17 protein-coding genes and 1 tRNA gene are annotated in these 26358 nt (G+C 67.9%); 6 read left to right on the top strand and 12 right to left on the bottom strand.

Going from position 1 to position 26358, the window contains the following annotated elements:
* Positions 1 to 42 precede the first annotated feature (42 nt).
* On the bottom strand, positions 43 to 3039 hold the full coding sequence (locus VFT73_RS03590) for a TonB-dependent receptor plug domain-containing protein (protein ID WP_326408781.1): 2997 nt from the start codon (positions 3037 to 3039) through the stop codon (positions 43 to 45).
* A 201-nt stretch (positions 3040 to 3240) separates the two neighbouring features.
* Between VFT73_RS03590 and VFT73_RS03585 the strand changes: the two genes are divergently transcribed.
* Entirely contained in the window at positions 3241 to 4809 is a 1569-nt protein-coding gene (locus VFT73_RS03585) for a permease (protein WP_326408780.1), read from the top strand.
* Positions 4806 to 5837, top strand: coding sequence for a serine hydrolase (locus VFT73_RS03580; protein WP_326408779.1), 1032 nt, complete (start codon positions 4806 to 4808; stop codon positions 5835 to 5837). Before VFT73_RS03585 ends, VFT73_RS03580 begins: the two co-directional genes overlap by 4 nt.
* Positions 5838 to 5909: 72 nt before the next feature.
* Here the strand turns inward: VFT73_RS03580 and dacB are convergent, their stop codons facing one another.
* From dacB to VFT73_RS03545, 7 genes are all read right to left on the bottom strand, one after another.
* Entirely contained in the window at positions 5910 to 7373 is a 1464-nt protein-coding gene (gene dacB, locus VFT73_RS03575) for a D-alanyl-D-alanine carboxypeptidase/D-alanyl-D-alanine endopeptidase (RefSeq protein ID WP_326408777.1), read from the bottom strand.
* Positions 7374 to 7387: 14 nt separating this feature from the next.
* Positions 7388 to 8638 (bottom strand): dicarboxylate/amino acid:cation symporter, encoded by a 1251-nt coding sequence (locus tag VFT73_RS03570; RefSeq protein WP_326408776.1) that lies wholly within the window; start codon positions 8636 to 8638, stop codon positions 7388 to 7390.
* On the bottom strand, positions 8638 to 10188 hold the full coding sequence (locus VFT73_RS03565; RefSeq protein WP_326408775.1) for an N-acyl-D-amino-acid deacylase family protein: 1551 nt from the start codon (positions 10186 to 10188) through the stop codon (positions 8638 to 8640). Before VFT73_RS03565 ends, VFT73_RS03570 begins: the two co-directional genes overlap by 1 nt.
* On the bottom strand, positions 10185 to 11174 hold the full coding sequence (gene dgcA / locus VFT73_RS03560; RefSeq protein ID WP_326408773.1) for an N-acetyl-D-Glu racemase DgcA: 990 nt from the start codon (positions 11172 to 11174) through the stop codon (positions 10185 to 10187). Before dgcA ends, VFT73_RS03565 begins: the two co-directional genes overlap by 4 nt.
* Positions 11132 to 12166 carry an N-acetyltransferase DgcN gene (gene dgcN / locus VFT73_RS03555; protein WP_326408771.1) on the bottom strand — a complete coding sequence of 345 codons (1035 nt, stop codon included), beginning with the start codon at positions 12164 to 12166 and terminating at the stop codon, positions 11132 to 11134. The genes dgcA and dgcN overlap by 43 nt, the downstream gene beginning before the upstream one ends.
* A 69-nt stretch (positions 12167 to 12235) precedes the next feature.
* The gene (locus VFT73_RS03550; protein ID WP_326408770.1) at positions 12236 to 13120 is read right to left on the bottom strand and encodes a LysR family transcriptional regulator; all 885 of its coding nucleotides are present in this window, start codon (positions 13118 to 13120) and stop codon (positions 12236 to 12238) included.
* A 43-nt stretch (positions 13121 to 13163) separates the two neighbouring features.
* Positions 13164 to 14042 (bottom strand): BadF/BadG/BcrA/BcrD ATPase family protein, encoded by an 879-nt coding sequence (locus tag VFT73_RS03545; RefSeq protein ID WP_326408769.1) that lies wholly within the window; start codon positions 14040 to 14042, stop codon positions 13164 to 13166.
* 104 nt (positions 14043 to 14146) lie between these two features.
* Between VFT73_RS03545 and VFT73_RS03540 the strand changes: the two genes are divergently transcribed.
* Positions 14147 to 15004: an N-acetylmuramic acid 6-phosphate etherase gene (locus tag VFT73_RS03540; protein ID WP_326408768.1), complete on the top strand. Its 858-nt coding sequence runs from the start codon at positions 14147 to 14149 to the stop codon at positions 15002 to 15004.
* 47 nt (positions 15005 to 15051) lie between these two features.
* On the opposite strand, the gene VFT73_RS03535 is transcribed toward VFT73_RS03540, so the two are convergent.
* A tRNA-Thr gene (locus VFT73_RS03535) sits at positions 15052 to 15127 on the bottom strand.
* A 72-nt stretch (positions 15128 to 15199) separates the two neighbouring features.
* Here VFT73_RS03535 and VFT73_RS03530 point away from each other — a divergent pair.
* The 3 genes from VFT73_RS03530 to VFT73_RS03520 all read left to right on the top strand — a co-directional run bounded on the left by VFT73_RS03530 (position 15200) and on the right by VFT73_RS03520 (position 22080).
* Complete coding sequence (locus VFT73_RS03530; RefSeq protein ID WP_326408767.1) at positions 15200 to 16069, top strand: oxygenase MpaB family protein; 870 nt, start codon at positions 15200 to 15202, stop codon at positions 16067 to 16069.
* 58 nt (positions 16070 to 16127) lie between these two features.
* A complete protein-coding gene (locus tag VFT73_RS03525; protein WP_326408766.1) occupies positions 16128 to 17345 on the top strand; it encodes a hypothetical protein in 1218 nt (405 codons plus the stop codon).
* 88 nt (positions 17346 to 17433) lie between these two features.
* Positions 17434 to 22080 (top strand): NAD-glutamate dehydrogenase, encoded by a 4647-nt coding sequence (locus tag VFT73_RS03520; protein ID WP_326408764.1) that lies wholly within the window; start codon positions 17434 to 17436, stop codon positions 22078 to 22080.
* A gap of 33 nt (positions 22081 to 22113) precedes the next feature.
* Here VFT73_RS03520 and VFT73_RS03515 read toward each other — a convergent pair whose 3' ends face one another.
* From VFT73_RS03515 to VFT73_RS03505, 3 genes are all read right to left on the bottom strand, one after another.
* The gene (locus VFT73_RS03515) at positions 22114 to 23163 is read right to left on the bottom strand and encodes a PepSY-associated TM helix domain-containing protein (RefSeq protein ID WP_326408763.1); all 1050 of its coding nucleotides are present in this window, start codon (positions 23161 to 23163) and stop codon (positions 22114 to 22116) included.
* Entirely contained in the window at positions 23160 to 23837 is a 678-nt protein-coding gene (locus tag VFT73_RS03510; protein WP_326408762.1) for a Fe2+-dependent dioxygenase, read from the bottom strand. The genes VFT73_RS03515 and VFT73_RS03510 overlap by 4 nt, the downstream gene beginning before the upstream one ends.
* A gap of 115 nt (positions 23838 to 23952) precedes the next feature.
* Positions 23953 to 26358: a TonB-dependent receptor gene (locus tag VFT73_RS03505; RefSeq protein ID WP_326408761.1), complete on the bottom strand. Its 2406-nt coding sequence runs from the start codon at positions 26356 to 26358 to the stop codon at positions 23953 to 23955.

The following is a 26358-nucleotide window of genomic DNA, read 5'->3' as shown; positions in this document are numbered from 1 at the left end:
TTCCGAACGGCAGGGGAAGCCGCCGCCAGAACCGGGCGCCGTCTACCGCGTCTTGACCCGGAACCCGACCCGGAAGGCGCGGCCGAGCAGGTCGGAATAGGTGCTGTTCGCCGCCAGGCCGGTTTCGGGCACGAGCAGCGGGTTGGCATCGAACACATTGGTGACGTTCAGGAAAATCTCTCCGTCGCCGTCGCCCATCATGTCGACCTTCGCCGTCAGGTTGAGATCGACGTAGAATGTCCCCTTGACGTGGTTGTTGTCGTAAGTGGGGTGCTGGGTCGTCGAGAGCGGGCAGCCGGACGTGCACTCGATGCCGCCATCATCGTAACGTCCCGAGCTCACGCCGCGCGCGACCGCCGTGGCGGAGAAAAGCGGCGTGTCATAGGTCGCGTTGAAGCGGTAAATCCACTTCGGCGTGCTCGACTGGCCGCCATTCACGCCGACGCTGTTGATCGATTCCGTGCCGGGGATACCCTGATCGGTCACGTTCTCGATGTAGCGCGTCGCCACGCCGCGCAGCGTGAAGCTGTTCGCATCGCCCACCGGCAGGCGGTACGAGGCGTCGAAATCGATGCCCCGCACCAGCTGGCCCGCAAAGTTGAAGGGCTGGGCGCGGAAGAGCACGCGCGCAGTGCTGTTCGGGTCGGGCGTAATGGCCGCGCAATATTCCGCGACGCCGTCGAAGCAGCGATCGATGATCTCCTGCGCGCTGAGCGTGCCGATCGCCTGGTTGATGTCGATGCGGAAATAGTCGACCGAAGCGTTGAAGCCCGGCAGGAAACTCGGCGAGAAGACCGCGCCGATGTTCAGTGAATCCGCCTTTTCCGGCTTCAGGTTCGGATTGCCGACCGCCGTCGCCGAATAGGAGATGCTCGATCCGTAAACGATGTTTCCCGGTCCCGGATTCGACTGCCCTTCCACAAAGAAGGGGTTGCGTACCGCGTCGCTGTTCGAAGAACCGGCCTGGTAAAGCTCGGCCAGGTTGGGCGCGCGGATGTCGCGCGAACGCGTCACGCGGAAGCGGATATCGTCGATCGGCTGCCAGGTCGCGCCGAGCTTCCAGGTCGTAACATAGCCCGACGTCGAATAGTCGGTGGCGCGCACCGCGCCGTTGAACTCCAGCCCGAAGCCGAGCGGCACGACCGTTTCGAGATAGGCTTCCTTGACGTTGTAGCTGCCGTTCGACGGCAGATAGTTGCCGACCGACCACAGGTTGGTCGTGCTGAGCGCCCCGGTGGTCGGGTTCCTCGATATGATCGGCTGAAACTCCTGCGGCACGAAGCCCTTGATCTTCTCCTCGCGATATTCGGCGCCCACCGCGACACTGACGTCGCCGGCCCAGGTAGCAAACGGGGTAAGCGACAGGTTCGCGCCCACGACTTTCTGGGTCACCGTCTCGTCACGATAGGGGTCGCCCAGCGCATAGGCGATGGCCGCCGGATTGGCGACGCCGATGCCCAGGCGGTTGAGCGGCACGCACGCCGGATCGTTGTTGGTCGGGTCGGCATCGGCGTTGACCCGGCAGACGATCGGGCTGGAGGTATCGCCCGGCACCGAGAACACGGCATCCACCGCCTTCGACATCCGCGGGAACTGCATGATGTTGCGCAGCTGCTCGCGCAGATCGGCGCGGCCATATTGGCCATAGATGTCCCAATGCGCCGGCTTTCCGAACGCGCTGAATTCGCCCTCGGCACCCACCACGTAGCGCTGCACCTCGCGCCGGTTGTTCGACGCGCGGAACGGCAGGTCGACCGCAGTGGTGCCGATCCCCACGGCGGTGATGCCCGCGAGCTGCGCGGGCCCGAGCGCCTGGATCAGATAGGCATTGTCGCCAGCCAGCGTACACAGGCCGTTGCTTCCCGGAATGCCGACATTGGCGATATTGGCGCTGCCGCAGGACGACAGGTTGGGACCGGCATTGAAGAACAATTCCTGCCAATTGTACGAGCCCTCGGCGAACAGCTCGACACCATCCGCGACTTCGTAGCTGAGCCGGCCGAAGACGCCGTGACGATCGTCGCGCGGATCAAGGCCGATGCGGCGTCCCGAATCATTGACCTGCCAGTCGCCGCCTTGCGTGAGCGACGGGGCGGAAGAACCGGTGGGCGACGGATAGGTCAGCCCGCCATACTGGAATTGATTGATCGCGCCGCCCTGGCCGAAATAGATGCCGCGCAGCCGGTTGGCGGTGCCGCCCGAGGAATAGAGAATGAGGCCGCCGGGCGTCGAGTTCGCAGCGCCGACCTGGCGCCGGACCAGATAACGCGGCGTGGTGCTGGTCGGGGTCCAATTCGGGTCCTGGATGCGCACGAAGCCGGTGGCGTTCCACGCGCGGTCGACTTCAAGAATGCCGTCGTTGTGCGCCACCTCGCCGCTGAGGATCAGATGGCCGCGGCCGTCCGCAAACGACAGGCCGCCGGCGACGCCGATCGAATAATTGAACCCGTCGCCGCGGCTGGTGATGCCGGTGTCGGCCGAGACCTTCAGCCCTTCGTACTTCTTGTTCAGCACGAAGTTGACGACGCCGGCGACCGCGTCCGAACCATAGGCCGCCGAAGCGCCGCCAGTGACGACTTCCACGCGCTCAACCAGCGATTGAGGGATCGTGTTGACGTCGACCAGGCCGGTGATCGTCGACCCGACCGACCGCCGTCCGTCGATCAGCACCAGCGTGCGGATTTCGCCCAGGTTGCGCAGGTTGAGCGCGTTGATGCCCGCCTGGCCGCTGCTGAGGTTGAGGCGCGAGTTCGCCGGCCGGGTCGATCCCGCCAGCGACGGCAGCTGGTTGACGAAGTCGGCGATGTTGTTGGTCGGCGACGAATTCTGAATGTCTTCCTGCGTCAGGACAGTCAGAGGCGTCGGCGCCTCGAAGCCGTCGCGCACGATGCGCGTGCCGGTGACGACAATGTCTTCCGGCCTTTGCTCGGCGGCCTGGTCAGCCGGTGCGGTCTGTGCGGACGCGGCGCCCGCCGTCACCATCACCGCGCAGGCAGCTCCGGAAAGGAGAATCTTCTTCAGCGAAACAGAAGCCAACATTGCATGATCCCCCATTGCGGCACCCTGCAGTCATTCTGAAACGGGAGAGTCTCCGAGCGCCATAGTTTCTGTTGGCTCGCATATAACCTGCGGCCATTTGGCCGCGGAAAACCGCGGCTTTGGTGCCGGCGCGGTGCAATCAGGGCGTTGACGAACACCCCTCGCCCGTCGAGCGTGCCGGCGTGATCGAGGGACCTTCTCATGTCGAGCGCGGCTGACGCGTTGCTGGCGCCGGCGGGAGCCCACCGGCAAGGGATCGGGCTGAGCGCGCTATATCTGCTGCTCGGCTTCTGCGCCGGCCTGCCTTTCTACATGTTCAACGCCGTGCTGCTGCTGCGGCTTGCGCGGCACAATATCGACATCGTCACGATCGGCTATTTCGCGTGGGTGGCGCTGCTGCCCACGTTCAAATTCGCATGGGCGCCGCTGCTCGACGCGTTCGACGCCCCCGGCTTCCACCGTTTCTGGGGCAAGCGGCGCGGGTGGATCATGCTGTCGCAGCTCGGCATCTTCGTCTCGATGGCGGCGATGGGACTGACCTCTTCCGATGCCAGCCTGCCGGTGACGGCGCTGTTCGCGACTCTGCTCGCCTTCTGGACGACGACGCTCGAGGTCGCGGCCGACGCGTGGCGCATCGAGCTGGCGCCGACGCGCGAGCAACAGGGGCCGATCGTCGCCGCCAATCTGTGGGGCTATCGCAGCGCGATGGTCGCGGCGGGCAGCGGCGCAATCTACATCGCCGCCAAGGTCGACTGGACCTGGGCTTATCTGATCATCGCGCTCGCGGCATTCATCCCCTTCCCGATCCTGGCGCTGACGCGGCGCGATCCGAACGGCGCCGGGGAGCGTGGCGCTGCGCTCGGCAGCGGGCTGATCGGGGGCACTATCATTCTGGCGGTGAGCACCGCAATCACCGCTGCCATCGGCTGGATCCTGCTGTGGCTGGCTGCCGCCGCGGGAATCAGCAGCAAGACCAACGTCACGCCGGTCGTGCTTGTCATCTGCCTGCTGCCGTTCATCGCGCTGGCGCTCTGGCTGCCCAGGATCAAGGCAATGCCGCCCGATGCTCCGGCCCGGCGGTCGACGGCGATCGGGCCCTATGTCGACGTGTTCTGGCGCTACGGTTTTATCGTGCTGCCCGTGCTGGCCTTCGTTGCGATCTACCGGATGGGCGACGTGATGGCGCTCACCCTTTCGCATCCGCTGTTCAATGCGCTCGGCTATGGCCTCGTCCAGATCAGCATGGCCGACGGCGCGGTCGCGCTCCTCTCAAGCATGGCCGGCGTCGCGCTCGGCGCGTGGATGGCGGCGCGGTGGCCTTTGGGCTGGAGCCTGGCGATCGGCGCTGCGATGTCGGCAGTGAGCAACTGGGTGTTCGCGTGGCTCGCCCACCAGCAGCCGGGCGGTCCGCTCCTGTTCACGCTCGGCTATGGCGGATGGTCGCTGCCGGTCACCGCGGGCGATCTCGATCTTTATATCGCGATGGCGGTCGACCAGTTCGGCCATGGTTTCGCCGGTGCGATCTTCGTCGTCTATCTGTCGATGCTGGTGAACCCCAGATATCCGGGGCCGCAATATGCGTTCCTGTCTGGCTTCGCCTTCCTGTTGCCGCGATTGCTTGCCGGCGCGTCAGGGGCGATCCAGCAGCAGATCGGCTATGCCGGCTTCTTCTGGATGGCGGGTGCAATGAGTCTGGCGTCGATCGTGCTCCTACCGATCGTGGTGAAGGCCAGGGCACGTCCCGACGACAGACCGGCTTCCCCGTCGTGATAGAGCGGGCGTTTGCACCGGCGGCCGAAGCGATCGCGTCGGGCCGCGTTCCGGGCGCGACGCTCGGGATCGTCACAGCGGACGGGAGTCGCGCCGTGCGTCTCGCCGGCATGGCGGCGCTGGTGCCCGAGCTTGAGGCGTTGACCGAGAATCACTGGTTCGACCTCGCATCGGTCTCGAAGGTGATCGCGACCACGACGATGATCCTGAGCCTCGCGGATCAGGGCTTGATCGATCTCGACCGGCCGCTGACCGATGCGATTCCGGACCTGCGCCAATATGATTTGGCGGGCGCGGCGGAACGCAAGCTCGCTTTCCGCGATTGCCTCGCACACCGCACCCATCTGCCCGCGGTCGAGCCGATCTACACCTATGGCGACGATCCGGCGCGGCTGCGCGCCTTCGTGCTGCAGCGCGAATGGCGGGCCGGGCCGCCGGTCTACTCGGATATCAATTTCATCCTGCTCGGCATTGCGATCGAGCGGATCACGGGCAAGCCGCTGTCGGATTGGCCGCTGGGTGCGGGCCTGAGCTACGGCCCACCGCCGGGCCCGGCAGTCGCAACCGAGGCATGTGCGTGGCGCGGGCGCGTGATGAAAGGCGAGGTTCACGACGAGAATGCCTTCGCGCTCGGCGGGGCACCGGGCCATGCCGGGCTGTTCGGCACCGTCGCCGGCGTGCTCGACTTCGCGCAGGGACTGCTCGACGGCAGCGGCGCTACGCCTGCAATGCTGGAAGCGATCCGCACGCCGGTCCACGGCCATCGGACGTGCGGGTGGGAGCGGCGCTTCGACGGCTGGCCGGGCGGCGACGCTTGCTCGGTCGAGACGATCGGCCATACCGGCTTCACCGGCACCGGGCTCTGGATCGATTTCGAGCGCGGGCTGGCGTGGACGTTGCTCACCAACCGAGTCCACCCGACCCGGCACAGCGACAGCGGCATCATGGAACTCCGCCGCGCGACCGGCGACGCGGTCATCGAGGCGTGGGATTCAGAACCGGCCCATCTTCGCTCGTCCCGCGCGTAGTCGAGGAGCGCTACTCGGACGCCATAGCAGCGCCCCTCGACTTCGCTCGGGACGAGCGGGATCGGCTCAGGCTCAGTTCTCGTTCGCGATCAGGACGAGAGCGGCATCCATCGCCTTCAGCGCGCTCGCTTCCGAAGGGACATCGTTCGCGAACGCGGAGAAGGTGAGCGTTTGCCCGCTCTTGGCGATCATATAGCCCGACAACGCGTTGGTCGCGTTCAGCGTGCCGGTCTTGGCGGTCAGCCGCCCTTCGAGCTCGGTGCCCTTGAAGCGATTGCGGAGCGTGCCGTCGACTCCCCCGACAGGCAATGTCGCACGCCAGGCCGCGCCCCAGGGCTGCGCCGCGACCCAGCGCAGGAAGGTCACCACCGCCCGCGGCGCGAGACGGTTGTAGGTCGACATGCCCGAGCCGTCAGAGAAGTCGAAGCCGGTGCGCGGCACGCCGGCATCGGCGAGCATCGCCCTGATGACGGCCTCGCCATCCTCGATCGAACCGGTGCCCTCGATCAGCCCCAGCCGGCGGAGAAACAGCTCGGCATGCAGGTTCTGGCTGACCTTCGCGGTCAGCGTCAGGTCCTCGATCAGCGGTGGCGGCACCAGGCGCGCCAGTGCCTCGGGCTGGGGCGGGCGCACCGGCGGCGTCGCGCCGCGCAGCTTTGGGTCATCGGCCGGCATGAACGGGCGATGGCGCGCCTTGACGTCCCCCGAGACCTTGACGCCGCGCGCCTCCAGCAATGCTTTCAGCCGCCATGCCGCGTGATGCGCCGGATCGTCGATGCCAAGGCGGATGACATCCGGTTCGTCGGTCGCCGCGATGGCGCCGGTCAGCAGGATCGTCCGCTGTCCGGGCAATCGCTGGACATTCAGCTCGGTCTTGCCCGCGGCGACCGTCACTGCCCGGTTTTCGACCGCATAGTAACGCGAGAGCTCGACGCGCGGCGGCTTCCCGACTTCGGTCGGCGTGACGCGCAGCGCCGTCTCGTTGTCGTCCAGCGTCAGCGCCGAGATCGCCGTGCCATAGGCCGAAGGGATGTTGTTCCAGCTCATCCCCGGGCTCCAACGCTGGTCCGGGAACAGGCTGTCGTCGCCGACGACGTCGCGCACGTGCCGCGTTTTCGCCGCCACCGCGTCAGCCAGCGTTGCCAGGCAATCGACGGTGCAGTCGTCCGCGCTCGACAGGCGTGCGTCGCCATGGCCGGTCAGAATCACGTCGGGCGTGCCGTGGCCGCTCTTTTCCAGCCGCACCGCGGCGCCGCCGCTCGCGTCCGGCTGGTCAAGTCCCGCCACCAGCGCGAACGTCGCCGCGGTCGGGAACATCTTCGTGTTCGAAGCGGGAATGAAACGGTCGGTCGGCGAAACGGCGACCAGCTCGCGCCCGTCCGCCGTCGTCACCACCAGTCCGAAGCGCGTGCCCGGCCCCGCCTCCGCCAACACCGCCTCAACGCGCTGCTGAAGCGGCTCCTTCGCGTTGGCCGGCTGGGCAGAGCCAAGTGCGAAGGCGAACAGCGCGACAAAGCGAACGCAAGTCTGTTTCATGCCCCCAAACTCCCTCAGGCGGTCGCGCGCGCGCGATAGACGGTCTCGTCCAGCTCCCCTTCCCAGCGCGCCACCGTCGTCGCGACCGTCAGGTTGGCGCTGGCGCTCGGCACGGTGCGGGTCATGTCGAGCAGGCGGTCGAACGGCAGCACGAAGCCGACCAGCAGCGCCGTCTGCTCCGGCGCGACGCCGACCGCCGAGAGCACCGCCGCCAGCATGAACAGCGATGCCGACGGGACCGGCGCCGTGCCGAACGCAGCCAGGGCGCCGGTCAGCAGCACCAGCCCGTAGACGGCGGGCGTCAGCTCGACGCCGAACGCCTGCAGGCCAAACATGCTGAGCAGGCCGACATACATGGCGGTTCCGTCCTTGCCGATGCTCGCGCCCAGCGGCAGCGTCGTCGAATAGACGGGGCGGGCGATCCCGAGATTCTTTTCGGCGACCCGCATCGCGACCGGCAGCGTCGCCGAGCTGGACGCGGTCGAGAAGGCGACGACCAGCGCGTCGATCACGCCGCGGAAGAATGGCAGCACCGGCACCCGGGCGAGCAGCCGCAGCATCAGGCTGTGCACCAAAACGATCTGCACCGCCGATCCGATCAGCACGGCAACCGCCAGCCAGCCGACATTGACGAACACCGCCGCGCCGTTCGCCGCCACCGCGTTTGCGATCAGCGCGAACACGCCGAACGGCGTCGCCTCCATCACGATGCCGACGATCCGCAGCAGCACGGCCGAAGCGGACTGGAGCAGCGCGGCGAAGGGCTTGCCCGCTTCGCCCGCCACCAGCGTGCCCACGCCGGTCAGGATCGCGACGAAGATCAGCGCCAGCATGTCGCCCCTGGCGAGCGCGTCGAAGATATTGAGGGGAACGATGCCGATCAGCTGGTCATAAGGCGTGACTTCCGGCCCCAGCGCATGCGGCGCGGCAGTGCCCAGCGGCGCGCCCTCGCCCGGCCGGATCAATGTCGCGACGGCCATGCCGACCGACACGGCGATGGCGGTGGTGAGCGCAAACAGGCCGATCGTGCGACCGCCCAGCCCGCCGATCCGCTTCGGATCGCCCAGCGCAGTGATGCCCGCCGCGATCGTCACCAGCACGATCGGCGCGACCAGCATCCGGATCGCGCGGACGAACAGTTCGCCGAGGAACGCGACCGCGGGGGTCGCATCGGGCCAGACGATCGCGAACACCAGCCCGAGCAGCAGCGCGCCCAACACGCGCTTCCAGAGCGGGATCGCGAGCCAGCCCCTGAACAGCCCCATCAGCAGCTGCCCGGCCGCGGCGTCTTCCTGAGCGCGCGTCCGGCGGCGGCGCCGGTCAGCTTGCCCTTGTCGACCGCCAGCACGCCGTTGACGACCACCGTCTGCACGCCCTGAGCCAGCAGCGTCGGCTCCTCATAGGTCGCGAGGGCGGCATAGTGCTTCGGGTCGAATACCACGATGTCGGCAAAAGCGCCGCGCTTCAGCCGGCCGCGTTCCGTCAGCCCCAGCGTATCGGCGGTCAGCGTGCTGCTTCGATCGATGAAATCGCGCAGGCTGATCGTGTGCCGCTCGACCACGTAGCGGGCATATTTGCGCGCGAAGCTGCCATAGCTGCGTGGGTGGCCGGTGGACGCGTCGGAGCTGGTCATGACCCAGGGCTGGCGCATAAAGGCCTCGATATCGGCCTCGGTCTGGTTGAACGACGCGACCGCAGGATCGTGCTTGCGGATTACAACGATCGCGGCAGAGACCGGGTCGGTGCCCTGCGCCTTCGCGATGGCGTCGAGGCGCTGCCCGCGGAATTCGCCTTCGGTGATCAGCAGCGACTCCGCGCCGCCGCGCCGACGCAGATTCTCCTTCATGTCGGCGCGCAGCCGCTCCTTCAGCGCCGGATCGTCGAAGCGGGCGAGCAACGCCTTGCGCCCACCGTCCTGCGCCCAGCGCGGCACCAGCGAAGCGGCAAGGCTCGTACCGGACGCCGACCAGGGATATTGGTCGGCCGTCACGTCCTGTCCGGCGCGGCGGGCAGCCTCGATCCGGGCAATGATCGCCGGAGCCTGGCCGTGCACATCGACGCCCAGCGCCTTGATGTGCGAAATGTGCGCCGGAAGATGGCCCAGGCGGCCAATCTCGATCGCCTCGCCGATCGCCGCGGCAAGGCCGATATTGTAGCTCGATTCGTCGCGGATATGGCTGTCGTAGAAGCCGCCGCGCTTGCCTGCCTCCGCGGCGAGCGCCGCAACCTCCCCGGTTTTCGCAAAGCTTTGCGGCGCATAGAAGAGCCCGCTCGAGAGGCCGATCGCGCCCTGGCACATCGCGCCTGCGACCAGCGCCTTCATCCGCGCGAGCTCGGCATCGGTTGGGGCACGATCCGCCTCGCCGACGACGGCCCTGCGCACCGCGCCGAAACCGACATGGGCGGCGTAATTGATGCCGACCGGCTGGTGCGCGAACACCTTGGCCATGTCGTACGAGCCGCCGCCGTCGCTGCCGATCACGGCCGTCGTCACGCCCTGCATCAGGAAGCCCGGCACCAACCGCTCCTGCGCATCCTTCGAAGCGAGATGCCCGTCGACATGCGTGTGCGGGTCTATAAACCCCGGCGCGACGATCATGCCCCCGGCGTCGATGACACGAGCCGCGCTGAGCGTCAGGTGCGGCCCGACGGCGACGATGCGATCACCCTTCACGGCCACGTCGCCGGTGAACGGCGCGCCGGATCCGGGATAGACGGTGCCGCCCCGGATCAGCAGGTCGGCCTGCGGCACGGGCGCCGCACCCATGCCGAATGCGGAAGTCACGCAGAGCAGCGCCAGTCGCAGCTTGTTCACACCGTCCCCCAAAAGCCGTTCTCCGGAAGGGCCAGCAGCCCCCCTTGATCCCGGACACCGCCCGGATAATCCTCCTTCAGCCACACCGGCCCGTCGAGATCAACGAAGTCCGACATGCGCGCAACGTGCAGCGCCGGCGCGATCGACAGCGAAGAGCTGACCATGCACCCCGTCATCAGCCCCAGCCCGGACCAGCGCGCAGCATGGGCCAGCTCCAGCGCGGCCGTCAGGCCGCCGGCCTTGTCGAGCTTGACGTTGACGACCTGATAGCGTCGGGCGACCCGGGCCAGATCGGCCGCGACATGCACGGCCTCGTCGGCGCAGATCGGCACGGCGGGCTCGAAACCTTCCAGCCAGTCGTCCGCGTCTGCCGGGATCGGCTGTTCCAGCAGAGCGACATGCGCCGCCTTCAGCACCGGCTGCATCGCCTCGACCAGCGCCTGGTCCCAGCTCTCGTTCGGGTCGACGATCAGCGCAGCCGCCGGCGCGGCGTCGCGCACGGCGCAGATCTGCGCGGCGGGGTCGTCGGCATTGACCTTCACCTTCAGCAAGGGCGCCTGCGCAACCGCCGCGGCGGCGCGCGCCATCGCGTCCGGCGTGTCGATGACGATCGTCAGCGCGCTCGCCAGCCGCTCGGGCTCCGGCGCGCCGATCGCCGCCGCCACGCTCACACCCGACAGCCGCGCCTCCAGATCCCACAGCGCGCAATCGATCGCGTTGCGCGCGGCCCCGGCGGGAAGCTCCGCCAGCAGTGCGCGCCGGTCGCCGCCCTGCTCGATAAAGCTCCGCGCCGCCTCGATCTGCGCCAGGGCGCTGTCGATGCTCTCGCCATATCGGGCATAGGGAACCCCCTCGCCGCGCCCGACCGCATCGCCTTCGCCGATCTCCACCGTCACCACATCCGCCACGGTCTTGACCCCGCGCGAGATGCGGAACGGCTGCGTCAGCGCGAAGCGATCGTGGCGGGCGCTGAGGGTTCGACGCATAGCAGTCTGTCGATAATGGCTTCGACGCCGAAGGCGACCGGGTTGGTGCACGGAAGGCCAAGTTCGTCCTCTGTCCGCGCGCACAGGCGAAGCGCTTCATCCCGGTCCAGGCCGGACGTATTGAGACAGATGCCGACGGCGCGAACGCCGGGGCTCGTCACGCGCGCGGCCTCAAGGTTGCGCTCCAGCGTTTCGGCAAGGCCCGGCGTCGGGCGGCCGGGAATGCCGCGCATATGCGCGCGGCCGGGCTCGTCGCACAGCACCAGCGCCTCGGGCTGGGCGCCATGCAGCAGGCCCAGCGAGACGCCGGCGAAGGAGGGGTGGAACAGCGATCCCTGCCCCTCGATCAGATCCCAGCCGCCGTCGTCGCGCGCCGGCGCCAGCTGCTCGATCGCGCCAGAGATGAAATCCGAAACCACCGCATCGACCGGAATCCCTTCGCCCGCGATCAGGATGCCTGTCTGGCCGGTGGCGCGGAAATCGGCGGCAACGCCCCGCGTCTTCAGCGCCCGGGTGAGCGCCAGCGTCGAATACATCTTGCCGACCGAGCAATCGGTGCCGACGGTCAGCAGCCGACGGCCGGCCCGCGGATAGCCCTTGCCGACGCTCAGGTCGCCTGGCGGATCGCGCACGTCGAACAGCTGCAGCCCGCGTTCCGCCGCCATCGCAACCAGCCGCGGCTCGTTGCGCAGCCGCTCGTGCAGCCCGGCAGCCACATTCATTCCCGCGGCCAGCGCGGCTGCCGCGTCCTCGACCAGGTCGGGCCCGAGCTGTCCGCCCGCGCTGGCAATACCCAGCACCAGCGTCCGCGCGCGCGCCATCGCCGCTTCCACCACGCCCATCCGCGGCAGGCCGAGCGTCAGCGGGCAATCGTCGTGGCGGAACTCGCCGACGCAATCTTCCCGTCGGAACTCGGCCAGGCCGCGCGACGTCTTGATCGCGACAGGGTCGTCGCTATGGCCAAGATAGAGGAGAAAAGGGCCTGGGATCATCCTGCGCAGGCCTATCCCGCCCCGCACGGCGCCGCGCATAGCGAGTGCGGCGCTCGGCATAGCCTGCCGTTATAGATCGTCGATGACTGCGGCCAGGGTCTTCAGGAATTCGCAGGCGAGCGCCCCGGGGGGCCGGTTGGTCAGGAACATGGCCTGAATGTCGAAAGTGAGACGCGGCTTCAACGGGCGCATCGACAGGCCCGGCACCAGCGAGGCCTGGGCGGTGAAATTGTCCACCACCGTCATGCCCACCCCTTGCCGGACCAGTGCGCAGGCGATGTAGAAGGTGCGCGCCGACACGACTTCGTTCAGCTCGAGCTCGCGCCGGAGGAGTTCCTGACTGAACAGCGCACCGATCGGGCCGCTGGCCGCCAGGCTGATGAACGGCTTTCCGCTCAACACGTCGAGCTCCACGGACGGCGGCGCGTCCGGCAGGTCTTCCTCGCGGTACAGCAGGACCAGCTCGCCCTCGCCCAGCCAGCGATTGCCGATCGGCGTCGCCGGCGGCACCTGATAGGCGATCGCCACGTCCGTCTCGCGCTCGTAGAGCTTCCTCAGCAGATCGTCGTGGTGCACGGTCTGCAGGTCGAACTTCACGTTCTGGTGATTGCGCATGAAGCGCGCCACCGCAGTCGGCAACGCGCCCAGCGAGAGCGACGGCAGCGCCGAGATGCGCAGCACGCCGCCGACGCCGCGCTTCAGGTTCCGTCCCGCTTCCCGCAGGGCATAGACCCGGTCCTGGATTTCGCTGACGTCGGCGAACAGCACATGCGCGTCTTCGGTCGGCACGAGCCCGCCATTGGTCCGCTGGAACAGGTTGAAGCCGAGCAGCGATTCGGCATGGCGCAGCATTTTCGACACGGACGGCTGCGAGACGTTCAGCGCCCGCGCCGCGGCGCTGACCGATCCGTTCACATAGACGGCGTGGAAGATTTCGATGTGACGCAGATTCATCTGGATCAAGGCTTACAGGCTGGACCGGCGAAGTTGAAGCCGCCTACGCCGCTTCCTTGTCCACCGCGCGCGTCCGGGCGAGCAGGATCGCACCATCCAGCGCATCACCGAGCGGCTCGGTCAGCCGCTCGCGAATGCTCGCCGCAAGCCAGTCGCGCATGCGCGCGGCCACGCCGCCCATCAGGCAGCAGCTCGGCGCCCCACGATCGAGCAGGACGCGGATCAGCCGGTCGATCCTCAGCGCAGCTTCCTGCACGATCGCTTCCGCCACCGGATCGCCGTCGCTCGCATAATCCATCACCAGCGGCGCGAAGGCGGCATAGTCTGCCGGCGTTGCGCGACCGGTCCAGGTGACGATCTCGCTGGGCTTGCCGTGGAAATGATCGAGCACCGCCTCGGTCATCGCACTGTGCGGAATCCGCCCGTCGCGCGCCCACAAGGACTGCCGGATCGCCCGCAGCCCGAGATCGGCCCCGCTGCCCTCGTCGGAAATCGGAAAGCCGTAGCCCCCGATCGTATGAACCTGGTCGCCCACCCGCGCGAAGCCGATGCTGCCGGTCCCGACGATCACGATCGCGCCGTCGCCGCCCGCATGCGCGCCCAGATTGGCGATGGCAGCGTCGCTGGCAAACGCGATCGAGCGGAACGGAAAGTCATGCTCCTGCAGGCTCGGCAGCACGCCGCGGCGATTGAGCCCCGCAATGCCTAGCCCGGCGCGGATCAGAGGGAAGTCGCTTTCGCCCAGCCCAGCCTGCCGCAGCGCCTGCATATAGGCGTCGGCGACGGCGTCGAGCGCCTCCGGCAGGCCGATGCGCGTGTTGGCGGGGCCGCCTTCGCCCGCACCGACCACGATGCCGTCCGCTGTCACCAGGCGAGCGCGCGTGTGCGTGCCGCCGGCGTCGATGCCCAGATAATAGTCCATCGTCGGGGCCGGACATTACGCCGATCTGACGAACCATATGCTAAGAAGATATGGCACCCCTATGACGTTGCGGAATAGAGTCGGCCGCAACAGGAGTGTGCGCCTTGTCGACCGAAACGATCAGCCCGCGCTATGCCGATCTCGATCTCTGGCCAACGCGGGATGCGGTTGCGGCAATGCTCGAGGGCCAGCTTGCCGCGGCCGCCGCGGTGCAGGCCGCGAGCGACGCGATTGCTGCGGCTGCCGACGCCGCTGCGCTGCGGCTGCGCGAGAACGGGCGGCTGATCTATGCCGGGGCGGGAACGTCAGGCCGGCTGGCCGTGCTCGACGGCGTCGAGCTTGGCCCGACCTATGACTGGGAGCGCACCGTCTATGCGCTTGCCGGCGGCATGGGGGCGCTGCTGGAAAGCGTCGAAGGAGCGGAGGACGATGCGGCTGCGGGCGAGGCCGCGATCCGCGAGGCTGGCGCCACGCCGGCGGACGTCGTGATCGGCGTGGCCGCCAGCGGCCGCACGCCGTTCACGCTCGGCGCGGTCCGCGCCGCCGGAGCGGCCGGCGCGCTGACGATCGGCCTTGCCAGCAACGCCGGCTCCCCGCTGCTGGCGGCATCCGATCACCCGATCGCCCTGCTCACCGGGCCGGAGGTCGTCGCCGGTTCCACACGGATGAAAGCGGGGACTGCGCAGAAAATCGCGCTGAACACCCTCTCCACCGCGATCATGCTGCGGCTCGGCCGCATCCACGCCGGACTGATGGTCGACATGCGCCTGTCCAACGCGAAGCTCCAGGCGCGCGCGGCGACGATCGTGGCGCGGATCAGCGGATCAGACCTGCCGACGGCACAAGCCGCGCTCGCGGCCTCAGCCGGCAGCATCAAGCGTGCAGTGTTGATCGCGCTCGGTATCGACGAGCGAGCGATCGAAAAAACCGAAGGCAATCTGCGCGAAGCGCTCCGCCCATAGCCGAGCGACACCGCCCGACCCGGCGCGTCCAATCTTTATGTTAATGGTGGTGCCGCTTGCAGGACTCGAACCTGCGACCCCCGCATTACGAATGCGATGCTCTACCAACTGAGCTAAAGCGGCCAAGGGCGAGGCGGGCGCTTATCAGTGCGAATCGGCGCTGGCAAGCCGGCGGTTCGCGCTTATGTTACCACCATGTCCGCGCGTTATCCCGATGCCGGTGCTGCTGCCCTACCCTTCGCGCGGGTGCTGAAGAAGCGGATCGCATCGGAAGTCGTGTCGATCTTCAACGATCGCGCGAAGGGGCAGAAGCCGGTCGCGCGCCGGCCGGACGGGCTGTTCGGCCCCGAATCGGTCGTCTGGCGCGTGCATGGCGACGTGACCGCGATGATGGTCGGCGGTGTCTCGGGCCTGTTGCTGCAGATGCTGCACCCGGCCGTGCTCGCCGGTGTCTGGGATCATTCCAACTTCCGCGAGGACATGCTCGGCCGGCTCCGCCGCACCGCGCGCTTCATCGCGCTGACAAGCTATGGCGGGCGCGACGAGGCGGAAGCGGCGATCGCCCGCGTCCGCGCGATCCACGCCCGCGTCTCCGGCAGGCTACCCGACGGCGCGCCCTATCGCGCCGACGATCCGCGCCTGCTCGCCTGGGTTCATGTGACGGAGACGGTCAGCTCCCTCGCCGGCTGGATCCGTTATGCGGAGCCCCGGATGCGCGTCGCCGATCGCGACCGCTACGTCGCTGAAATGGCTCGAATCGGCGAGGCATTGGGCGCCGATCCGGTGCCGCGCAGCCAGATAGAGGCGCGCCGGCTGATCGAGGCGATGCGCCTGGAGCTCAAGGTCGATTCGCGCACCCGCGAGGTAGCCGGACTGGTGCTCGGATCGCGCGCCCACAAGCCAAGCGCGGAGCCGCTGCATCGGCTCACGATGCAGGCGGCGGTGGACCTGCTGCCCGAATGGGCGCGGCGGATGCACGGTCTTGCCGGCGCCGGCCCGCTGACGCCCCTCGTCCGCGCCGGCACGACCGGCATCGCGCGTACGCTGCGCTGGGCGTTTCAATAGCGCTCTTTACGCGCCGTTAACCTTGCTTGCGGCACCATGCTGCAAACGGGGCACGGCTATGGACACCGCGTACGACTTCAACCGCAGCGACGACGAGGACGATCTCGGCTGGGACGGGCCGCCGCCGGTCATTGGCGGCAGCGAACGTCGCATGCACGTCCGCGCCTATGAATATTGGACATCGCTGCTGAACGGCCGCGCCTGCCCGTCGATTCAGGATCTCGATCCGTCCAGCATTTCCGATTTCGGGCCGCACAGCGTGCTGCTCGATTTCAGCCGCTCGCTCGACAATCCTACCGTCACCTATCTCGGCCGCGCGCTTCGCGAAGAGTGCGACATGCTTTATGGCATTCGCACCGTGGCCGACGTGCCGGCACGCTCGCTTGTGTCGCGGCTGACCGATCCGTGCATGCAGATCATCGCCAACCGGGCGCCGATCGGCTTCGAGGCGGAGTTCACCAACCATCGCGGCCTGCCGACACTCTATCGTGGCATTCTGATGCCGTTTTCGTCGGACGGCGAGACGATCGACTATGTCTATGGCGTCATCAACTGGAAGCACGCGGCGTCCGATGCGCTGAGCGACGAGCTCGAGCGCGAGGTCGCGGGCGCGCTTGGCGCCGCCCCCGCCCCGCCCGCTCCGGCGCCGATCTGGCCGGAGGCCGAGGCGGAGCCGGAACAAGACTCCGCTGCTCACTCGCTGCACGACTGGCTCGCCGCGGCGCGTCTGAGTGCCGAAGGCGCTTCCCAATCGGAAGGCCGCGCCCATGCAGCGCTGTATGCAGCGATCGGCCGGGCCCATGATTTCGCACTTGCCGCCGACGAGCAGCCCGAGGCCTATGCCGAGCTGCTGACAAACGAAGGGCTGAGCGTGCAGGCGCGCGCGCCGATGACGCCGATCGTCAAGCTCGTGTTCGGCGCCGATTACGACAAGACGCGCCTCACCGAATATGCGGCGGCTTTGAGCTTCGCCCGGCGCGAAGGCGTCGCAAGTGGCGCGCTCGCCGAATATCTCGAAGGCTTCGAGGGCGGCCTGAAGGCCGTCGTCCGTGCCGAGCGCGCGCACCGTGCTTCCGCGCCGAAAGCGGATCGCGGCGAGCAGGCGCGCACGGCTCTCCGCACTGCGCCGGCAAAGGCCGAAGTCGAGCTCGAAGCGGGCAGCGACGAGTTCGTGATCCTGGTCGCGCGCCGCACCGGCGCCGGCCGGCTCGCCATCCTCGCGCCTGTCACCGACGCGGCGCTGGTCGACAAGGCCCTGCGCAAGGCTGCGGCCTGACCTGCTACGGGGTTGAGATAGTTCTGCGCCCGGCGCATAGCGCCTGCCATTAGCCCGTTGAACGGGTTCACATCGCAGGCGGAGTTTCATGGCGACGGCCACGCGCGACCGGCAGGACGTGCCGGATCAAAAGCTTATCAGCGACATTTCTGGTGCCCTGGTGAAGGGAGCCTTGCCCGGCGAGCTTGACGGCTTCGACGGCGACGCCTTGGCCGAAGCCGCACGGTTCATGGCAGAGACCGCGGCGCAGCGCGCGGCCGGCTCGCCGTCGGTCCGGATGGAATCGGTGGGCCATGGCCGCCGCTTCATGCGGCTCGGCATCGTCAACGACGATATGCCTTTTCTCGTCGATTCGGTTGCCGGCACCGTCACTGCGCACGAGCTGTCGATCGACCGCGTGCTCCACCCGGTGGTCCGCGTCCGCCGCGATGCCGACGGCAAGCTGCTCGCGCTGGCGCCCGGCGAGGAAGGCGCCCGGCGCGAATCGATGATCTATCTGGAGGTCGAGCGCGCCGATGCCCGTGTGCGCCGCGCGCTTTGCGACGAGATCGAGGCCGTACTGGCCGACGTCCGCGCCGCCGTGAACGACTGGCCGATGATGCAGCGCGCGATGAAGGCCGATGCCGATCGCCTGCCCGATGGCGAAGGCGCGGCGCTGCTGCGCTGGTTCCTGGAATATCATTTCACCCAGCTCGGTCACGAAGTGCGCGACCGCAGCAATGGCAAGTCGGACGCGCTCGGCATTTCCAGCGTCGGGCGGCGGGAGCATCTGCTTGCCGCCGGTTCGGTGAAGCGCGCGTTCGACTGGTTCGAAAATGGCGGCGAAGCGCCGCTGCTGATCAAGTCGAACGTGGTCGCGACGGTCCATCGCCGCGCGCCGATCGACCTGATCCTGCTGCCGCGTCGCGAAGGCGGCAAGGTCAAGGCGCTGTCGATCCATGCCGGCCTGTGGACCAGCGCGGCGCTGGCAACCCCGCCGAACAAGATCCCGATCCTGCGCGCGCGGCTGGCTGCGCTGCAGGAGAAATACGGCTTCGATCCGGCCGGCCATGCCGGCAAGGCGTTGGCGCACGCGATCGCAACGCTGCCGCACGACCTGCTGATCGCCTTCACGCCGGCCGATCTGGAGCGGCTGGCGCTGACTTTCATGTCGCTGTCCGACCGTCCCCGGCCGAAACTGGTGACTGTCTCCGGCGCGCTGGACCGCCACGTCTTCGCGTTCGTGTGGCTGCCGCGCGAAGAGCTGACGACGGCGCGGCGCGTGATGATCGGCCGCATGCTGGCCGAATCGGCCGATGCCAAAATCCTGAACTGGGCGGTGGCGCTGGAAAGCGGCGACCTTGCCCTGATCCGCTACACGCTGGACATTCGCGAAGGCCATGTGCCTGACACCGACGCGCTCGATCGCCGGATCGGGGAGATGGTGCGCGGCTGGGCGCCTGCGATCGAGGCGACGCTTGCCGAACATGTGGATAGCGGCCGCGCTGCACGCCTGCGCCTGAAATACGCCAATAATTTCCCGGTCTATTACCGCGGTCGCTACACGCCCGGCGAAGCGGCGCTGGACGTGCTGCGGCTGGCCGAGCTGGAGGAACCCGGCACGCGCGCGGTCCGCCTGCACCGGCTCGACCGCGACGGCCCCCGCCAGCTGCGGCTGAAGATCTTCAATCTCGGCGGCATGGTGCCGCTGTCCTCGGCGGTGCCGGCGCTCGAGAATTTCGGGTTCCGCGTCATGGAGGAAGTGCCCGCGACGCTCGACGACGGACTGGGCGACATTTCCGATTTCCTGCTGGAGCTGGACGACGGCCAGGTCGCCGACACGCTGCTTGCCCGCGCGGATGTGATCGAGCCGGCGATCGCCGCCGTGTTGTCGGGCGCGGCGGAAAACGACCAGTTCAACCGGCTGGTCGTCACCAACTCGATGCTGCCGCACGAGGCGGTGCTGTTCCGCGCCTGGTTCCGCTATCTGCGGCAGACCGGCCTGTCCTACGGCCTCCAGACCGTTGTCGATGCGCTGCGCCGCGCGCCGGCCGTCGCCCGCGGCATCATCGACCTGTTCGATGCGCGTCACAATCCGGACAATTGCTTCGAAGGCGCCGCCGATGCGGCACTCGCCTGCATCGAAACCGGGCTGGCCGGCGTGCAGGCGGCCGACGACGACCGCATCCTCCGGATGATCCGCGGCGTCGTCTCGGCGACGCTCCGCACCAACGCCTACTCGCCCGCCGCCACCGAGGCGCTGGCGTTCAAGCTCGACAGCCACCAGGTGCCAGGACTGCCGGCGCCGGTGCCGTGGCGCGAGATCTGGGTGTACAGCCCCCGCGTCGAAGGCATTCACCTGCGGGCCGGCCCGGTCGCGCGGGGCGGCCTGCGCTGGTCCGACCGGCGCGACGATTTCCGCACCGAGATTCTGGGCCTGATGAAGGCGCAGCGGGTGAAGAATGCGGTGATCGTGCCAACCGGCGCGAAGGGCGGCTTTTTTCCCAAGCAGCTGCCGAACCCGCAGAACCGCGACGCCTGGCTGGCGGAAGGCAAGGAATCCTACCGCATCTTCATCCGATCCTTGCTGTCCGTCACCGACAATATCGTCGCAGGCCAGGTCGTGCATCCGGATCGCGTCGTGTCGCGCGACGGCGACGACCCATATTTCGTCGTGGCAGCGGACAAGGGCACCGCGACCTTTTCCGACGTTGCCAACGCGATCGCGCTGGAGCGCAATTTCTGGCTCGGCGACGCGTTCGCGTCGGGCGGCAGCCATGGCTATGACCACAAGGCGATGGGCATCACCGCCCGCGGCGGCTGGGTCTCGGTCCAGCGCCACTTCGCCGAAATGGGCATCGACGTGCAGACGGAGTCCGTCCGCGTCGTCGGTTGCGGCGACATGTCGGGCGACGTGTTCGGCAACGGCATGCTGCTGTCGAAGGCGATCAAGCTGGTCGCCGCGTTCGACCATCGCCACATCTTCATCGATCCCGCCCCCGATCCGGCAAAGAGCTGGGACGAGCGGAACCGTCTGTTCAACCTGCCCCGCTCCAGCTGGGCGGATTATGACGAAAAGCTGATATCGGAAGGCGGCGGCGTGTTCCCGCGCACCGCCAAGACGATCAAGCTTTCGCCGGAGGCGCAGGAAGCATTGGGCATCAGCACCGCCGAGCTGGAGCCTGCGGCGCTGATCTCTGCGATCCTGAAGAGCCCGGTCGACCTGATCTGGTTCGGCGGCATCGGCACCTATGTGAAGGCGCGCGCTGAATCCAACCAGGAGGTGGGCGATGCCGCCAACGACGCTCTCCGCGTCAACGGCGAGGATATCCGAGCGCGGGTGATCGGCGAAGGGGCGAACCTGGGCGTCACCCAGGCCGGACGCATTGGCTACGCGTCGCATGGCGGGCGGATCAACACCGACTTCATCGACAACTCGGCCGGCGTCGACTGCTCGGACAATGAGGTCAACATCAAGATCGCGTTGAACCGCGAGATGAACGAGGGCCGGCTCGCGTTCGAGGATCGCAACGCGCTGCTCGCCCGGATGACCGGCGACGTCGCCGAACTGGTACTCGACGACAATCGGCACCAGACGCTGGCGCTCTCGATCGCAGAGGCCGGCGCGGTCGAGGAACTGCCCGCCTATGTCCGACTGATCGAGACGTTCGAAGCCGCAGGCCGGCTCGACCGCGCGGTCGAAGGGCTGGCCGCCAACGACGAGCTGCTGCGCCGTGCGCAGGAGAATCGCGGGCTGACCCGGCCCGAACTCGCGGTGCTGATCTCGACGGCCAAGCTGTCGCTGCAGGACGCGATCGAGGCCGCGCGGCTGGGCGACGATCCCAGCCTGGTGCCTGCCCTGCTCGCTGCTTTCCCGCCGGAAATGCGGGAGGGCTTCGCCACTGCGATCGAGCAGCACCAACTCCGCAACGAGATCCTCGCCACAAAGATCGCCAACCGCCTCGTCAACCGGCTGGGCGTGATCCATCCGTTCGAGCTAGCCGAGGAGGAAGGTGCGGCGCTGGGCGACCTCGCGGCGGCCTTTGTCGCTGCCGAGCGGCTCTACAGCCTGCGCGATCTATGGGAAGCGATCGACGTCGCGCCGATGACGGAGGCTGCGCGCATCACCTTGCTCGATGCGCTGGCGCTCGGCGTGCGCGCGCAGATGGCCGACCTCCTCCGCTCGGCCGATCCGGGCACGCAGCCCGGCGATCTGGTGGCGCGGCTCGGGTCCGGCATCGAGCGGCTCGACGCCAACCTCGAAGGATTGCTCGAGGAAGAGGCGCAGGCCTCGTCCGCGGCACTCACCGACCGGCTGGTCACCGCCGGCGCGCCGGAGGAATTGGTGCGCCGCGTCGTGCGGCTCTACGAGATGGACGGCGCGGTCGGCCTCGCCACGCTGGGCGTCGAGACCAACACCGACGAAGTCGTGCTGACGCGCGCCTTCACCAGCCTCGGCGAAGCATTGGGGCTCGACTGGGCGCAGGCGACCGCGAACCGGCTCAGCCCCAGCGATCCGTGGGAACGGCTGCTGGCCGCCGGCCTTGCCCGCGACTTCCAGCAGATGCGGCTGGATTTCCTCGCCCGCGCCGGTGCTGAGAACCCGCAAGGCTTCACGCAGGACTGGCTCGCCCGGCAGTCCGGCCGGGTCGCCCAATTCCGCGACCTGATCCATCGCGCCCGCGCGACGACATCGCCGAATGCGGCGATGCTGGCTCAGATCGCAGGCCAGGCCCGAGTGTTGCTGGGACGATGATTTCAGCCCTCCCCCTCGTGGGGAGGGCTTTTCTCACTCCGCCGCCGCCAGCTTTCGCACAGGCCGCTTGCGCCAGCGCCGTGTGCCGATCCACATCGTCACGCCGGTCACGGCCAGCACGGCTGGAATGATCCCGCCCAGGAAGATCACGACCTGCCACACCGGCCCCATGCCGGTGCCGTCGTGCCAGCGCCGCATCGTCCGCGCGAGCGTCTCCGGCCGCGGCGGACGGGTTGTGACCGCGCCGCTCGCATCCGCCGCTTCGGCCTCGCCCTGTTCGAGCGCAATCTTCCAGACCGGGCTCTTATCCGTCGGCCATGTGACCGCGACAGCTCTCCCGCCGATGCCTTGCAGCACATCGTCCACCCGCTGCGCCGTCTCGACGAGCGGCGCGGAGGGTGCGGACCGTTGCGGCGGCTTCGCGCCGGACAGCGATCCGAAAAAGGCCGGGAAACTGATCCACGCGCCGGTCAGGCTCAGCATCGCCAATGGTATGCACACCCAGAAGCCGAATTGGTGGTGGAGGTTGGCGTCGAACTGCGGCCGCCGCTTCCAGCGGAAGCCGCGGCGCACGCTGCCGGTCAGCGGCCACCAGAGCCACAGCCCGGTCAGCGACGAAGTCAGCATCGCGACGCCGATCCAGCCGACGATCTGCCGCCCCATGCCCGGCACCATCAGCGTGCCGTGCAGCCGGTGCAGCACTCGCACCGCGCCGTCGTTCGATCCCGCCTTGTCGAGCACCCGCGCAGTCGCGCCGTCGAGATAGACGTTGGTCCGCTGCCGCGGCCCCGCGTCTGCTGCCGCGGCGGTCACGACCACCGGACCTGCGCCTTCCGGATAGCGCAGGGACGCGATCCGCTCGCCAGGCGCCAGTACGTCCTCGGCCGCCGCGATATAGCGGCTGGGCGGCAGCGCCGCGGGGCCAGTGACTGCGTAACGCGCCGGGTTCACCTGCGCGTCGAGCCAATCGTGCCACACCAGCGCCGATCCGCTGAGGCTCAGCGGGATGATCAGGATCGCGAGCAGCAGCCCGATCCATTTGTGTACGCTGAACCAGAGGTTCCTCAGCTCGACCTTGCTCAACTGTTCGCCCACCGTCTCAAGAGGTTGTGATAAACGCCGGTCAGCTGGACGATCGCCGGATCGCCCTGCCCCACTTTCGCGCCCAGCGCCTGAATCGCGCCATCCAGCTCGAACAGGCTGCGCCGCGCGGCGTCGTCGCGGACCATGCTTTCGATCCAGAAGAAGCTGGCGGTACGTGCCCCCCGCGTGACCGGCTCGACCCGGTGCTGGCTCGACGATGGATAGAGCACCAGATGCCCGGCCGGAAGCTTCACGCGCTGCGTACCGAACGCACCTTCGACCACCAGCTCGCCGCCGTCATAGGCGTCGGGCTCTTCCAGGAACACGGTCGCGGAAAGGTCCGCGCGCATCCGGAAGTCGCCGCGGATGCGGATCGCGTTGTCGATATGCGTGCCGAACGCCTGGCCGCCGGCATAGCGGTTGAACATCGGCGGCAGCACCTTCGCCGGCAGCGCCGCGGCGATGAACAGCGCGGTGCGGCCGAGCGCATCGAGCACGATTCCCCCCGCCTCTCGCGCCGCCGCGCTGTCATCGGGCAGTTGCTCGTTGCGCTTCGTCAGCGCCGCCTGCCGCCCCGAGCTGACATTGCCGTCCACCCATTCCGCCGCGTCGACGATCGCGCGCACCCGCGCCACCTGCTCGGGCGTCAAGACGTCGGGGATAGCGATCATCATCGGTGAACTCCTTCGTCACCCCGGACTTGATCCGGGGTCCACCTGCTTGCCCGGCGAGGTTTGAAGAAGGTGGATGCCCGATCAAGTCCGGCATGACGAAAAATGCGAAACCGGCTCAAAAACTATACACCAGGCTGAACACTGCCGATCGCGCCTCGCCCGGCGCGGCCCAGCCGCCGGTGACGATACCGCTGGTCGCGTTCACATTGTTGCGGATCGACGTGAAATAATGCGCGTTGGTCACGTTCTGCACGTTCAGCTGGGCAGTGAACCCCGGCGCGAACGGATAGGCGACGTAGATCCGGTGCACGAGATAGTCGTCCGACCGGTATTGCGTCCGCTGCAACAGCGTCCGCTGGTTGAGCGCGAAGCTGCCCTGATAGGTAAAGCCGTAGCCGAGCTCGAGCCCGAACGGGAATCGGTAGCTGGTGAACAGGCTGCCGGAATGTTTCGGCGTCTGGATCAGATCGTCGCCGCGTTGCGGGTCAGGGATGGCGGCGCTGTTGCGGCAGTCCGCGCCCGGAGTGGCGAGGCAGGTGTCGGAGACGCTCTGCAGCACCTTGCTGTCCAGATAGGTGTAGTTGGCGAAGACGGTCCAGCCATCCGCGATCGTGCCGGTCAGCCCCAGCGCGAGGCCGTCGACGCGCGAGCGACCGTCCAGCACCTGCAGGCCCGCCGGTTGCGCGGGATCGTTGGACGGCACGCGGAAATTGGTGCGTTCGTTGCGGAACAGCGCCGCGGTCGCCTGCAAACCGCCGAACAGGTCCGCCTTGACGCCGATTTCGTAGGTGCGTGCCTTTTCCGGTGCCACGTCGCAGAAAACGGCGAAGCTGGCGCCCGATCCGCTGCCGCAGTCGAGCCGCACGGTCGCCGCCGATGGGGTCTTCGAATTGCCCATCGAGGCATAGAGGCTGACCGTCTCGACCGGCTTGAACACGGCCCCGATCCGGTATGAGAACAGGTCTTCGCTGCTGTGCTGAACCGCCAGTTCCGCCGCCGTCGGCACGCGAGCGCCCGGCGCGTAGACGGGCAGCGGGATCGCGCGGAACTGCGCACGGTTCTGCTCGTAACGCACCGCTCCGTTCAGCTCGAACTTCCCGATCTCGAGATTGTCGAACAGATAGACCGCGCGGTTGCGGCTCTCGTTCTTCGACCGGGCGGTAACGGTGTAGTTGACCGGCCCCGCATAGACCGTAACCGGATCGACGATCTGTTCGACCGGCAGCGTCACGGCGGAGCCGTCGGCGTTCCGCGGCAGCGACGCCGTCTCGATCTGATAATCCTCCCAGGTGAAGGCGGCGCCGATCACCAGCGTGTTGAACAGCCGCCCTTTCTCGCCCGTATTCCAGCGCAGATCGGCCTGGTTGTAGAGCAATTGGTTTTCCTGGTCCCGCACCAGCCCGCGCGGGCCGGAGGGCTGCCACAAGCCGGGCATGAGGCCCGCCGGGCACGGTGCGCCGACACTGTCGTTCGCGGCGGCGGAAACCGGCTGCCGCCCGGTTTCGGCAAGGCAGAACGTGCCCTGCGGCGCGCTCGTCTGGCTGTATTGCCCGACCCGCTGCCAGCGCGCGAGGTTGCGCAGGCTCATGCCGTTGCCGAAATCGTGACCGAGCGTGGCGGTCAACCGGTCGACGCGAATGTCCTGCTCGTCCAGGTTGCGATACCCGTAATAGTCGGTCGGGCTGGTGCCCGGTAGCGGGCCGTCGTTCAGCTGGTTCCTGAAATATGGCACGCCGTAGACCGGCGTGTTGTCATCCTTCTGGTGTAGATAGGCGAGCGTCAGGCTGGTCGGGCCATCGATGCCGATTGTCACGGCCGGCGCGACGCCCCAGCGCTTGTAGCGTTCGACATCGCGGCCCGGCACGTCGTTGCGGTGGATCATCGCGTTCAGCCGCAGCGCGATCAGGTCGCTTGCGCGCCAGTTGGAGTCGACAGAGCCGCGATAATAGTCGTCGGTGCCAAGGCTTCCCTGCACGATCGTCAGGTCGCCGGCTTGCGGCGTCTTGGACACCAGGTTGATCGTGCCGCCGACCGATCCGGCGCCGTTGAACACCGAATTGGCACCGTTATAGACCTCGATCTGCTGCAGGTTGAACGGATCGGTGCGGCTGTATTGCGCGCTGTCGCGCACGCCGTCCTGCGTCAGGTCGTTGTTCGCCGAAAAGCCGCGCAGGTTGATGCTGTCGCCATAGCCGCCTCCGCCTTCGCCCGCGCCGAAGGTGATGCCGGGGATCGTCGAAAGCGCGTCGCGCAACGTCAGCAGGTTCTGCTTGCGGATCACCTGGTCGCTGATGACGGTGACGGTCTGCGGCGTGTCGAGCAACGGCGCGACCGCCTTCGGGCTCTCCAGTTCCTGACCGTACAGCCCGTTGACGACGATCGACTGCGCCTCGGCCGCGGCCAGCATCGTCGGATCGGCGGCATCGGCAGCGCCCGCCGCAGCGGCGGGTGCCGTCGCCAGAAAACCGATGCACCCCAAAGCCAGATAAGCGCCGCCAGCGGCGACGGAACGTGCAGACAT

The organism is Sphingomonas sp., from assembly GCF_035758555.1.
In the GTDB taxonomy this organism is placed as follows: Bacteria; Pseudomonadota; Alphaproteobacteria; order Sphingomonadales; family Sphingomonadaceae; genus Sphingomonas_B.
Note: the sequence above shows the minus strand (reverse complement) of the source record. Positions and strands in the feature narration are given on the sequence as shown.